The 13,300-nt window shown below is 57.9% G+C and carries 12 protein-coding genes; 3 read left to right on the forward strand and 9 right to left on the reverse strand.

The window, feature by feature from the left end; genetic code table 11:
* Positions 1-451 precede the first annotated feature (451 nt).
* From msrQ to mrcB, 9 genes are all read right to left on the reverse strand, one after another.
* Positions 452-1,072: a protein-methionine-sulfoxide reductase heme-binding subunit MsrQ gene (gene msrQ / locus PSJE_RS28440; RefSeq protein ID WP_090451417.1), complete on the reverse strand. Its 621-nt coding sequence runs from the start codon at positions 1,070-1,072 to the stop codon at positions 452-454.
* Entirely contained in the window at positions 1,072-2,085 is a 1,014-nt protein-coding gene (gene msrP / locus PSJE_RS28445; protein ID WP_090451419.1) for a protein-methionine-sulfoxide reductase catalytic subunit MsrP, read from the reverse strand. The genes msrQ and msrP overlap by 1 nt, the downstream gene beginning before the upstream one ends.
* 58 nt (positions 2,086-2,143) lie before the next feature.
* Positions 2,144-2,998: a CDP-diacylglycerol--serine O-phosphatidyltransferase gene (gene pssA, locus PSJE_RS28450; protein WP_007971084.1), complete on the reverse strand. Its 855-nt coding sequence runs from the start codon at positions 2,996-2,998 to the stop codon at positions 2,144-2,146.
* A 143-nt stretch (positions 2,999-3,141) separates the two neighbouring features.
* Positions 3,142-4,158, reverse strand: a complete 1,017-nt coding sequence (gene ilvC / locus PSJE_RS28455) for a ketol-acid reductoisomerase (RefSeq protein WP_003228216.1) — start codon at positions 4,156-4,158, stop codon at positions 3,142-3,144.
* A 45-nt stretch (positions 4,159-4,203) separates the two neighbouring features.
* A complete protein-coding gene (ilvN, locus tag PSJE_RS28460) occupies positions 4,204-4,695 on the reverse strand; it encodes an acetolactate synthase small subunit (protein WP_003205610.1) in 492 nt (163 codons plus the stop codon).
* Between the two features lie 2 nt (positions 4,696-4,697).
* Positions 4,698-6,422 (reverse strand): acetolactate synthase 3 large subunit, encoded by a 1,725-nt coding sequence (locus tag PSJE_RS28465; protein ID WP_057716561.1) that lies wholly within the window; start codon positions 6,420-6,422, stop codon positions 4,698-4,700.
* Between the two features lie 483 nt (positions 6,423-6,905).
* Positions 6,906-7,241, reverse strand: a complete 336-nt coding sequence (locus PSJE_RS28470; protein ID WP_090451421.1) for a YqcC family protein — start codon at positions 7,239-7,241, stop codon at positions 6,906-6,908.
* Entirely contained in the window at positions 7,241-7,978 is a 738-nt protein-coding gene (locus PSJE_RS28475) for a tetratricopeptide repeat protein (protein ID WP_090451423.1), read from the reverse strand. Before PSJE_RS28475 ends, PSJE_RS28470 begins: the two co-directional genes overlap by 1 nt.
* Positions 7,979-7,994: 16 nt before the next feature.
* Complete coding sequence (gene mrcB, locus PSJE_RS28480; RefSeq protein ID WP_090451424.1) at positions 7,995-10,313, reverse strand: penicillin-binding protein 1B; 2,319 nt, start codon at positions 10,311-10,313, stop codon at positions 7,995-7,997.
* A gap of 116 nt (positions 10,314-10,429) precedes the next feature.
* On the opposite strand from mrcB, the gene PSJE_RS28485 reads away from it, so the two are divergent.
* From PSJE_RS28485 to PSJE_RS28500, 3 genes are all read left to right on the forward strand, one after another.
* Positions 10,430-11,986 (forward strand): bifunctional aminoglycoside phosphotransferase/ATP-binding protein, encoded by a 1,557-nt coding sequence (locus PSJE_RS28485; RefSeq protein WP_057713282.1) that lies wholly within the window; start codon positions 10,430-10,432, stop codon positions 11,984-11,986.
* A 90-nt stretch (positions 11,987-12,076) separates the two neighbouring features.
* Complete coding sequence (locus tag PSJE_RS28490) at positions 12,077-12,421, forward strand: pentapeptide repeat-containing protein (RefSeq protein WP_090451426.1); 345 nt, start codon at positions 12,077-12,079, stop codon at positions 12,419-12,421.
* A gap of 249 nt (positions 12,422-12,670) precedes the next feature.
* Positions 12,671-12,943 (forward strand): TfoX/Sxy family protein, encoded by a 273-nt coding sequence (locus tag PSJE_RS28500; RefSeq protein WP_057713281.1) that lies wholly within the window; start codon positions 12,671-12,673, stop codon positions 12,941-12,943.
* Positions 12,944-13,300: the final 357 nt, after the last annotated feature.

Consider the following 13,300-nt stretch of genomic DNA (forward strand, 5'->3'; position numbering starts at 1 on the left):
GCTCAGCAATCGTTGGTTACATCTTTGATTTCTCGCGGAGTAACTTGTGATGCTGATAATCTGTTGACTAGCAGTCTGACCCCACAAGCACCCACACGAATTGCTTGATTCAGTTGTTAAAGAGCGGTTGGTTAAGATCTTTCGTCTCAACCGAGGCGCGCATTCTACAGCAGCCTCATTTGCTGTCAAGTGATTATTTTCAGAAGCTTTCAAAGTTTCCTTTGTAACTTCAACCACTTGCGCTTCAGATCTCTCGTCAGCGGGAGGCGAATTCTACAGCGTTACACGCTGCTGTCAACACCTCTTTTTCAACTCCCTTTGTGCTTCGATGAACTGAAGCAACCCGCTGCCGAAAACTGCGTAACTCTTTGTTTACCAAGGAGTTTTCCGTTTCGACTGCGCCGGAAGTGGGGCGAATTATAGACACCTGAAATCTGCCGTCAACCACTATTTACGCCTTTTTGGCAGAAGAGGCCTTTTTAGCCATTAGACGCGGGATTCGACGAGCCACAGGCGGTAGCCGCAGCATTAACAGCAACGCACCTATAGATGCATAGATCACCCACTCTTTCAGGTCGGCGCGCACAATCCAGAGCATATGCAGTAATCCAAGCCCGAGAATGACATAAGCCAGGCGATGCAACTTCTTCCAGCGGGCACCCAATCGTCGCTGACTGTATCGATTGGAAGTCACCGCCAATGCCAGCAAACCAAGAAAACCCAACGCCCCGACAATAATGTAAGGCCGCTTGCGCAACTCGACACCCAGCTGCGACCAGTCAAAACCAAGAATGAATGCGCAGTAGCTACCGAGGTGGAGCAGCACATAGGCAAAGCACCACAATCCCAACTGTCGCCGCACGGCATTCCACCCCGCCCAACCGGTGAGTCTCTGCAAAGGCGCCATGCTCAAGGTTACAAGCAGCAGAACAAGCGCCCCCAAACCCAATCGATCGACCAGCACCTTGCCCGGATCCGGCCCGAGGACATCCTCCCAGGCCTGGTACAGCCACAGCAGCGGCCACACCAGCACCACGACAAAGACACCGATACGCCAAAACGGATAGCGCATCAGTAATTCTTCCTCAGGTCGAGCCCCGTATATAGAGAGGAGACTTCCTCTGAATAGCCGTTGAACATTTGCGTGTCGCGCACATTGGGCTTGAACAAGCCACTGGGCAGGCGGCGTTCACGCGCCTGAGTCCAACGAGGATGATCAACGGTGGGATTCACGTTCGCATAAAAGCCATATTCATCCGCAGCAATACTCTGCCAAGTGGTTTTCGGCTGCTCGCTGACCAGACTGATGCGCACGATTGACTTGATGCTCTTGAAGCCATATTTCCAAGGCACCACCAAACGCAACGGCGCGCCGTTTTGATTAGGCAATTCACGCCCGTACATCCCCACTGCGAGAATCGCCAACGGATTCATGGCCTCATCCAGTCGCAACCCTTCCACATAGGGCCAGTCGATCAAGGCAAAACCGGAGCGCTGACCCGGCATGCTTTGGGGATCCTGCAAGGTTTCGAAGCGGATGAATCTGGCTTTCGAGGTCGGCTCGACTTCTTTGAGCAAGGCCGAGAGCGGAAAACCGATCCAGGGAATGACCATCGACCAGGCTTCCACGCAACGTAGCCGGTAGATTCGCTCCTCCAACCGATACGGCTTCATGAGGTCCTCCAGCGCATACCGCCCAGGCTTGCCCACCTCCCCGTCCACCACTACCGACCACGGTTCCGTCTTCAGCGTGCCGGCATTGGCGGCCGGATCACCTTTGTCTGTGCCGAACTCGTAGAAGTTGTTGTAGTGGGTCGCATCCTTGAACGGCGTGATCGCCTCATCCTTGACGCTGATCGCTCCCCACTGGGTAGCCGGAAGTTTTTCGCTGAACCAGGAAGGCGCCTTGCCGGGCTCTACATCCGGATAACGCACAGCATCGCCAGCGCTGGCCCATTGCGGCAGGCTGCCCAGAGCGAAGCCCGCAACCGTGGCGCCGAGCACTTTGCGTCGAGAAAGATAGAGGGATTCAGGCGTAACGTCCGACTCGTGGCAGTCGGACGTTCTGGGGACTTTGATCAGCATGGTTACTCCGCAGCTTTGGAGGACAGATGCACCCATAGACTGCGGAGTATGAGGGAAATTACGCGCTCTTGTTACGGCGAAGACGTAACAGATATTGAACCGGGCCGGAGGCTGCATAGGCGAGAAACACCAGCAGCAGGATGCGCGGAGGGTCACTGAACACCACTGCGAACACCAGCACCACGGCGAGAATCGCCACGAAAGGCACTCGCCCCTTCAGGTCCAGCTCCTTGAAGCTGTTGTACTTGATGTTGCTGACCATCAGCATGCCGGCCGCCGCAACCATCAGCGCAACCAGGAAGGACATCTTGGAACCCTGAATGCCGTAGTCACTGAACGCCCAGACGATACCTGCAACCACACCCGCAGCGGCAGGACTGGCCAGACCGATGAAGTAGCGCTTGTCCGCCGTACCGACCTGAGTGTTGAAGCGCGCAAGGCGCAAGGCCGCGCCCGCCACATAGATGAAGGCGACCATCCAGCCAACCTTGCCCATGTCACCCAAGGCCCAACCGAAGGCCAGCAATGCCGGGGCAACACCAAAGGCAACCATGTCCGACAGCGAGTCGTACTCGGCACCGAAGGCGCTCTGGGTATTGGTCATGCGGGCCACGCGCCCATCAAGACCATCGAGCACCATTGCGACGAAGATCGCGATGGCCGCGAACGCGAAATACTTGCTCGCATTGGCCGAGTCACCGGCACTCAAGGCCGCCTGGGCGCTCATTGAGTTGATGATGGAATAGAACCCTGCGAACAGATTCGCAGTGGTGAACAGATTCGGCAGAAGATAGATACCACGATGCCGGACTTTACGACCTTCGGCGTCATGCCCTTCCTCGACATGTTCATCGATGGGCAGCAGGCTTTCGGCGTCAGAAGCCTGGTTTGGCTCTTCGGGGCGTTCGCTCATGGACATTACCTTGCAACGGGTGGAAAGTTTGGACAGGTGTCTGGGACGACGGTTCGGCCGCAAACGATGCAGCTTTATACCAGAACCGGCCCCCCAAACGAAAAAACGCGGCCTAAGCCGCGTTTTTCGTACAAGCGCGTGACTTAGTTTTTAGCTTTGTCGACGATCTTGTTGGCACCGATCCACGGCATCATGGAGCGCAGTTGCTCACCGATGATTTCGATACCGTGAGCGGCGTTGTTACGACGCTTGGCGGTCATCGAAGGATAGCCGGTAGCGCCTTCGCTGATGAACATCTTGGCGTATTCGCCGTCCTGAATACGTTTCAGGGCGTTGCGCATGGCCTGACGGGATTCGGCGTTGATGACTTCAGGGCCGGTCACGTACTCGCCGTATTCGGCGTTGTTGGAGATCGAGTAGTTCATGTTGGCGATACCGCCTTCGTACATGAGGTCAACGATCAGCTTCAGTTCGTGCAGGCACTCGAAGTAGGCCATTTCCGGCGCGTAGCCAGCTTCAACCAGGGTTTCGAAACCGGCCTTGACCAGCTCAACGGTACCGCCGCACAGAACGGCTTGTTCGCCGAACAGGTCGGTTTCAGTCTCGTCCTTGAAGGTGGTTTCGATGATGCCGGTACGACCGCCGCCAACGCCGGCAGCGTAGGACAGGGCGACGTTCTTGGCGTTGCCCGAGGCGTCCTGGTAGATAGCGATCAGGTCAGGGATACCGCCACCCTTCACGAACTCGGAACGTACGGTGTGGCCTGGAGCCTTCGGCGCGATCATGATCACGTCGAGGTCAGCGCGCGGCACAACCTGGTTGTAGTGGATCGCGAAGCCGTGGGAGAAGGCCAGGGTGGCGCCTTTCTTGATGTTCGGCTCGATTTCGTTCTTGTACAGGGAGGACTGGAATTCGTCCGGGGTCAGGATCATGACCAGGTCGGCAGCTGCAACAGCAGAAGCAACGTCGGTCACTTTCAGGCCGTGGGCTTCAGCCTTGGCAACGGTAGCCGAACCTTTACGCAGGCCGACAGTCACGTCAACGCCGGAGTCTTTCAGGTTGCACGCTTGAGCGTGGCCCTGGGAACCGTAACCGATGATGGCAACTTTCTTGCCCTGGATGATCGACAGGTCGCAGTCTTTATCGTAGAAAACTTTCATGAATTTCCCCTATATCAGGCCGTTCAGGCCGTTCGCTAATTTGGTTTAGATGCTGAGTACTTTGTCGCCGCGGGCAATGCCGGTCACGCCACTACGGACGGTCTCCAGAATCGAGGCGGTGCCAATGGACTGAATGAAGCTGTCGAGCTTGTCGCTGGTACCGGTCAGTTGAACGGTATACACGCTGGCGCTGACATCGACGATCTGTCCACGGTAAATATCGGTAGTGCGCTTGATCTCGGCACGCTGGGCGCCGGTGGCCTTGACCTTGACCAGCATCAGTTCGCGCTCGATGTGAGCACTCTCCGACAGGTCGACCAGTTTTACCACTTCGATCAGCTTGTTCAGGTTCTTGGTGATCTGCTCGATGATTTCATCGTGACCGACCGTGGTCAGCGTCAGACGCGACAGGGTCGGGTCTTCGGTTGGTGCCACAGTCAGGCTTTCGATGTTGTAGTTGCGCTGCGAGAACAGGCCAACCACACGAGACAGAGCACCGGGTTCGTTTTCCAGAAGCAAGGAAATAATGTGCCGCATGATTAGGTACGCTCCGTCTTGCTCAGCCACATATCGCGCATGGAGCCGTCTTTGATCTGCATCGGGTAGACGTGCTCGCTGGTATCGACCGAAATATCGATCACCACCAGGCGATCTTTCATGGCGAACGCTTCTTCCATCTTCGACTTCAAATCTTTCGATTCAGTGATGCGCACGCCAACGTGACCATAGGCTTCAGCCAGCTTGACGAAGTCAGGCAACGACTCCATGTAGGAGTGCGAGTGACGGCTGCCATAGCTCATGTCCTGCCACTGACGAACCATACCCAGAACGCCGTTGTTCAGAATGACGATTTTTACCGGCAAACCGTATTGCAGACAGGTGGACAGCTCCTGGATGTTCATCTGGATACTGCCTTCGCCCGTCACACAGGCGACGTCGGCATCCGGATAGCTCAACTGAATGCCCATGGCCGCCGGGAAACCGAAGCCCATGGTGCCCAGGCCACCGGAGTTGATCCAGCGGTTCGGCTTGTTGAACTTGTAGTACTGCGCAGCAAACATCTGGTGCTGACCCACGTCGGAGGTCACAAAGGCATCGCCATTGGTCACTTCGCACAGGGTTTCGATCACGGTCTGAGGCTTGATCTTGCTGCCGTCGCCCTTGTCATACGGGAACAGGCCGCGATCACCGCGCCACTCGTCAACCTGCTTCCACCAGCTGGCAACGGACTCCTTGTTCGGGGTCTCGCCGATTTCCTTGAGGATCGCGACCATTTCGGTCAGGACACTCTCAACCGGCCCCACGATAGGCACGTCGGCCTTGATGGTCTTGGAGATCGAAGCCGGGTCGATGTCGATGTGAATGATCTTGGCGTTCGGGCAGAACTTCGACGCGCCGTTGATGACACGGTCGTCGAAACGTGCGCCGACAGCGAGGATCACGTCAGCATGGTGCATCGCCAGGTTGGCGGTGTAGCTGCCGTGCATGCCGAGCATGCCGATGAACTGACGGTCGGTGCCAGGGTAGCCACCGAGGCCCATCAGGGTATTGGTCACTGGCAGGTTGAGCATCTTCGCCAGTTCGGTCAGTGGTGCGGAACCACCGCCCAGGATCACGCCGCCGCCCGAGTACAACACAGGACGCTTGGCCGCCAGGAGCATTTCTGCCGCCTTGCGGATTTGACCGGAGTGACCGCGAACAGCCGGGCTGTAGGAACGCAGCTTGGCTTTTTTCGGGAAGACGTATTCGAACTTCTCGGCCGGGTTGGTCATGTCTTTCGGGATATCGACAACGACCGGGCCAGGACGACCGGATTGCGCCAGGTAGAACGCCTTCTTCATGACTTCCGGGATTTCCGACGCGTGCTTGATCATGAAGCTGTGCTTCACGATCGGCCGGGAGATACCGATCATGTCGGTTTCCTGGAACGCATCGGTGCCAACCATGGTGCTAGGCACCTGGCCGGAAATGATCACCATCGGAATGGAGTCCATGTAGGCGGTGGCGATACCGGTGATGGCGTTTGTTGCGCCAGGACCGGAAGTCACCAGTACCACGCCGGCTTTACCGGTGGCACGGGCGTAGCCGTCAGCCATATGGGTAGCCGCTTGCTCGTGACGAACCAGGATGTGGGTCACTTCCGGTTCTTTGAACAGGGCATCGTAGACATGAAGAAGAGCACCACCCGGGTACCCGTAGATATATTTGACGCCTTCGTCACGCAAGAAGCGGACGAGCATCTCACCGCCAGATAAAAGCTCCACGTTGCTCACCTCTAAAACGCCAGAATACCGCCCACGAAAAATGGGACGGGTCTTAATAGGTTTACTTCTCGGCAGAGCATGAGCGACGGTGGTCGCCGACTACGTCAGCACTGACTGAGCAAGTATTGGGATCGTCCCAAGTGTTGCGGGGCTTTCCCACCCAGCGCGAGGTAACGCGTTGCGGGTGTAACAGGTCGACGCGGATATGCGCCTCATGATCTGCTGAGAGGGTCTGCTTCTGGCAGTCCCTGTACAGCGGACTTTGGATTCTTCTGTTTCGGCCTTCGCAAGTCAAGTCGTCTATGTGCTTTATTCTACTAAGCACATGAGAACGCAAGAAAAAACCCGTAAATCCACCCCGTGTTAGCTTTGATTGCGCAACTTTTGGCAAAAAATTGGCACGCGAATGCACTTACCCTGAAACGGCCGACAAAATAGAGAGATATTGTGAACAACTGCCAGCGGACACTGGCAGCTTCGGGCTCAGCGGGACGCGGTGATCAGTTGATCGAATTCTTTGAGCAGCACCTGTAACTGCCGATCCCTACCCTGGACATTGCGCCCGGCAAAGACCATTTCAGCCATTTCCTGAATGCCCGAAGCATTGGGTAGCGGCAAATCCTGCTCGAGGATCATCTTCATGCGTGGCAGGAAGATCCATTGCAGCCATTGCTCGAAATCCAGTGTGTCGACCGAAAACGGCTCGACACTGGAAAGCGCTTCGGCAGAGGGCGGGACTTCATCCCACCACCCTTGCACCCGCAACTCGCGCTCGATCAACAACAGTTGATCGGCGATTTTCAGAAAGCGCACATCCATCACAGCGTTACCTTGGCCTTCTGTCGAGCCAATGTCGCGCCCTGGGAGTCACCCTGCTTTTCACGCGCCTGGGCAATCAGCTCCCACAAGTTGGCCTGAAGGGCTGGACGGCCATTGGCAAAGGTCAGTCCACGGCGAGCGAACTGCTCGGCTTGGGCCGCATCGCCCTGAGCCATGCGTACCTGGGCCAGACGGAAAAGCACCTGCGGCTCACGCGGAGCAACGCGCTGGGCGCGTTCGAGGCTGGAGGAGGCACCATTGAGATCACCGCTCGCCTGTTGCTGTTGAGCGGTAGTCAGCAACGCCAATACCGGGCCGTCCAGTTGCTCGTCGGCAGAAAGTCCGCCCGAACTGGCCGATGGAATCCCGCTTGGCGACGACGGCATGCTGTAGCTGCCCTGATTGATCGGCGCCGATTGGACCGGCGACGTGTCAATCGGCCCCGGCGTGATCGGACCCGGGGTAATCGGCGTGGTGCTGATCGGCGTCGAAGTCGTTGCCGCGCCTGGCACCATCACCACTACGCCGCTGTCACCTTGCGGAATCGCCTGGGTCTGCGACTGCCCCTGCGCAGGGCGCTTGACGGTCGTCTGGCGGAAACCGCCATTGGCCGAGATCCGCTCACTGTTGGACACGGCGGTGCCGGAATCCACAACCGGAATCGAGCCACGTTGTACGCTAGAGCAACCGCTGAGCAAAGCTACGGCGGCAACCGCTGGAATCAACCACTTGTTCACTTGAAACCCTCTTTGCTTAATTCATCCAGCCCTTGACCCAGTCCATCACCGTCTCGGCAGGGTTTTCACCACCGCAAGCGGCACCGGGAGGCGGTTCGCTGCCGCGAATATACGGCATCTGGACGGCACCCGGGCAACCGGCGTCAGAACCTTGCCCGGTTCGCGAGTCCACCCAGGCCTGAACGATATTATCCGGCTGCGGCATGTCCAGCGGCAACGGGTCGGCCTTGCGCATAAAGCTGGTCCAGACCTGCAAGGCCCCGGTTGCGCCGGTGAATGGCGTCTTGCCGTTGTCGTCGCGACCCAGCCAGACCACCGCCAGCAAGTCCTGGCTGAAACCGGCAAACCAACTGTCTCGCGAATCGTTACTGGTACCGGTCTTGCCCGCCAGGGTCAGGGTCCTTGGCAACGCGTTATAAACCGAGCTGCCGGTACCCTCACGCATCACCCGCTGCATGGCGCTCTGGATCAGGTAAATGGAGGCCGGATCAAAACGCTGCTGTATCTGGAACGGATAACGCTTGAGTGGCTCGCCCTCGGCAGTCAGCACGCTACGAATCCCGCGCATCGGCGTATTGAAGCCGCCGTTGGCCAAGGTCTGGTACATGGTCGCCACTTCGATTGGCGTCATGCCGCCGGCCCCGAGCAACATCGACGGGAAGGCCGGGAATTCACGCGTCACACCCAGGCGCGCCACCGTCTTCAATACGTTCGGCACACCGACCGCCAAACCAAGACGCGCGGTCGACAGGTTGTAGGAATGCGCCAGGCCTTGATAGAGGAACACCGTACCGTGAGAACGACGATCGTAGTTCTGCGGCTTCCAGACCTGACCATCCGCGCCTTTGACCGAGAAGGACTCGTCCGACAGCCAACTGGTCAATGTGTACTGGCTCGGTTTCTCCAGTGCGGTCAGATAAACAGCCGGCTTGATCAGCGAGCCGATCGGCCGTACAGCATCCAGCGCCCGGTTGAACCCGGCAAAACTGGCCTGGCGACTGCCGATCATGGCCTGCACTTCCCCGGTCTCCGGGTTGGTCACGACCATTGCCGCTTCGACGTCATCGGAACCCTTGCGTCCTGCCAGACGCTTGAAGGTGTCGTTGACCGAGGCCTCAGCCTTCATCTGCAGGATCGGGTCGAAACTGGTGAAGATGCGCAGCCCTTCTTCGGTCAAGTCTTCGTCGCGATAGTCTTCGCGCAACTGACGCTTGACCAGATCGAGGAAGCCGGGGAACGAGCTGTCCGCCAGACTGCCGCGCTTGGTCACGCCCAGCGGCATTTTCTTCGCTGCCTCAACCTGCTCGGCGGTCGCGACGCCCTGCTCTTGCAGCACATCGAGTACCAGGTTGCGCCGCTCGAGGGCACGCTCCGGATTACGACGGGGGTTATAGGAAGAAGGCCCCTTGACCATGCCCACCAGCAGCGCGACCTGATGCAGCTTGAGCTCGGCCAGCGGCTGGCTGAAGAAGAACTGGCTGGCCAGACCGAAACCGTGCACTGCACGCTGACCGTCCTGCCCGACAAACACTTCGTTGAGGTAAGCCTCAAGGATTTCGCGCTTGTCGTAGTGCAGTTCAAGCAGCAGCGCCATCATCGCTTCGGTGAGTTTGCGGCTCAGGCTGCGCTCGTTGGTCAGGTAGAAGTTCTTGACCAACTGCTGCGTCAGGGTACTGCCGCCCTGACGCATGCGCCCGGATGAACCATTGACCCAGATTGCACGGGCGATCGACTTCGGCGAAACACCAAAGTGATGATAAAAATCGCGATCCTCGACCGCCACCAGCGTTTCAAGCAGGTACGGTGGCACCTGATCGATCTTGATCAGAATCCGGTCTTCGAGGTTTTTCGGGTACAGGCCGCCGATCAGCAGCGGCTCCAGGCGCACCACCGACAGCTTCGAGCCTTTTGCCCCCGCCAACTCGGCCACGTAATCGCCGGAGAAACGCACCCGCACCGGTTGCGCCTGCTCCATGCCTTCATAGAACTGGAAGCCACGGGTATTCAGATCAACGGTATTGCCGTTGACCGACGCCGCCCCCGGACCGTTGGCCACGCTTTCGCGGCGATAGCCCAAGGCATCGAGCTCGGTCAGGAAATCATCCCGGCTCAGCTTCTGTCCGACGAACAGCTCGAGCGGGCGCGCGTAAACCTTGGCCGGGATGGTCCAGCGCTTGCCGGAAAACTTCTCCTGGACGATCGCATCAAGGTAAACGGCGAATCCGGCCAGCACCACAAGGGCGACCAGACTGAGTTTAATGGCCCAGCCCAGCCACGGGCGCAGGCCCCTGGAGGGTGGTTTTTTCGGGGTACGGGGAGTTCGAGTACGAGTCATGGCGGCGGATTATACGCACTTTATTCATCCTCAACAGGAGCGCTCCGAGGTTTGCGTCAAGCGGACTTGCGGCCATAATGACGGCCTTGAATTTCCCAGACTCTGAAGGATCGCCTGTGAGCCAGTCCCTGATCGCTGCCCTGCAAAACCCTGCCCTCTACCCGCATCCTGTAGAGGGATTCCAGGTCATCGAGACCCATATTTCCTGGGTACTGCTTACCGGCCCCTATGCCTATAAAGTGAAGAAGCCGGTCAATTTCGGTTTTCTCGACTTCACCAGCCTTGAGGCTCGCGGACACTTTTGCGCTGAAGAACTGCGCCTGAACCAGCGTCTGACCGACGATTTGTACCTCGAAGTGCTGCCCGTCACCGGCAGCGCCGAGGCTCCGCAACTGGGCGGTGAAGGCCCGGCCATCGAATATGTACTGAAGATGCGTCAGTTCCCGCAAAACGGCTTGCTCAGCACCCTGCAAGCCAATGGCGAACTGACCACCGCGCACATCGACGAGATGGCCGAGCAAATCGCCCGCTTCCACCTCAGCGCGCCGAAAGTGCCGGCCGGGCACGAAGCCGGCACCCCGGACAGCGTCATGGCGCCGGTGCGGCAGAACTTCGAACAGATTCGTCCGTTCCTCAGCGACAAAGCCGACCTGTTGCAACTCGACGCCCTGCAAGCCTGGGCCGAAAGCAGCTTCGAGCGCCTCAAACCGCTGCTCGCCCAACGCAAGGCCGAAGGTTTCATTCGTGAATGCCACGGTGATATCCATCTGGGCAATGCAACCGTGATCGACGGCAAGGTCGTGATCTTCGACTGCATCGAATTCAACGAACCGTTTCGCTTTACCGACGTTTATGCCGACACCGGTTTCCTGGCGATGGACCTGGAAGATCGCGGCCTGAAGTGCCTGGCACGTCGCTTCATCAGCCAGTACCTGGAGCTGACCGGCGACTATCGCGGTCTCGAACTGCTGAACTTCTATAAAGCCTACCGCGCACTGGTTCGCGCCAAGGTTGCCCTGTTCAGCATGCCGGCCGACGCCACTGCGGTGCAGCGCGCCACGACCTTGCGCCAGTACCGCAACTACGCCAACCTGGCCGAAAGCTACAGCACCATTCCTTCACGCTTCATGGCCATTACCCACGGTGTTTCCGCTGTCGGCAAGAGCCATGTCGCCATGCGCCTGGTCGAAGCCCTGGGCGCGATTCGCCTGCGTTCCGATGTCGAGCGCAAGCGCCTGTTCGGCGAGCAAACCGTCGAGAATGACGTGCAGGCCGGCATCTATAGCGCCGACGCCAGCGCGGCGACCTATGCCCGCCTCCACGAAATCGCCGACGTCATTCTGCGTGCGGGGTTCCCGGTGGTGGTCGACGCCACTTACCTCAAGCGTGATCAGCGTGACAGTGCAGCGAAGGTGGCCGAGGCCACGGGTGCACCCTTCCTGATCCTCGACTGCAATGCGCCACAGGCTGTAATCGAAAGCTGGCTGGCCATGCGCCAGGCAGACAAGAAAGACCCGTCCGACGCCACCCTGGCTGTTATCGCCGCCCAGCAAGACAGCCGTGAAGCGCTGACACCCGCGGAAATCCTCTGCAGCAAGCGCGTCCAGACCAATGAAAGCGGGACGCTCGATACCGTTGTGGAGCAAATTCGCCAGCGCCTGCCAGGGCTGTAAGAACTATTTCAGTCGTGAGGCCCTCGCTGGCTTCACGACCGTCAAATAGTGGCACTATACTGGCGTCATAAAAACATCAGGTGATGCGACATGAGCCAGCCAAAACTTCTCGACACACCGCTATATGCCCTGCTGCACAAAGACGACATCAAAGGCTTCAACAGTGAACGCCCCAAGGATGGCCCCATCGACATGGTGGGTGGAGATTTCCGGGGGCTGGACCTGCGCGAACTGAATGCCGACGGCGTGGATTTCAGCGACGCCTACTTCCGTTCCGCCGACTTGCGTGGCATCGATTTTCGCAACGCGAACCTGGAAGGCGCGAGCCTGGCCCACGCGCAGATCTCCGGTACGTACTTTCCAGTGGAACTCAGTGCCGACGAAATCCTGATGTCGATGAACTTCGGCACGCGATTGCGCTATCGCACCCACTGATCATCGTCGCTGACTGACACGTCCGGCGCCTCTCGTTGCGCTGGACGGTGGGGATGTTCGCCCTTTGTTTCCAGATTCTTCCCCGCCTCTCTCTCCACTGCGCTCATAGACTTGTTCATGCACTGCCAATGCTCCTTTCTTAGAAGCATTTGCGTCGTAAACGAGCAAACAATCACGCTTTTCCTACTGATGGCTACACTCCTCAGAAGATTGCCCACGCTCTCCATTCGGCCATCGCAAGGAGGCTTGATGAATGATGAACTGCAACACCTGAAGAATCTTGGCAAGACGTCAGCGCAATGGCTGCATGCCGTGGGCATCCATAGCGCTTCGGACTTGCGTCGCCTCGGGGCGGTGGATGCTTATCGAGCCGTGCGCACGCGCGGTTTTCGGGCGTCCAAGGTGTTGTTGTACGCAATTGAAGGCGCCCTGATGGACGTTCACTGGAATGATATTCCTGCCGAGCGCAAGGAAGCCCTGAACAAACAACTGGAAGCCATCTCTACACGCAACAAGAATTGATCCGACAACTATTTCTAAAGTTTTGCAACCTGGAACCCAATGATTGCGGGGCCTGCAGACACAAATCCGGCAAATCGCAAGGAAATCGAAAAACAGCGGTTGACTTGGTAATGAGAATCGATATGATTATCACAACTGGTCGCGAGACTGGTCGATATTCTGAAAAGCCCTTGGTTCGGACTCTCGGATTATCTCCTCATCAGGCTAATCACGGTTATTTGACCCGGCTCTTGCCGGGTCTTTTTTTGCCTGTGGAAAAGTACTGGCAGGATGCGGCGATGGTTGCTCCATGCAGATCACGCTGACGCGGGTGGTCAAGCGCATAAACAGCTTTCTTTGAAGGTTTCCCGGACATCG

It is taken from the genome of Pseudomonas jessenii (assembly GCF_002236115.1).
Lineage (GTDB): Bacteria > Pseudomonadota > Gammaproteobacteria > Pseudomonadales > Pseudomonadaceae > Aquipseudomonas > Aquipseudomonas jessenii.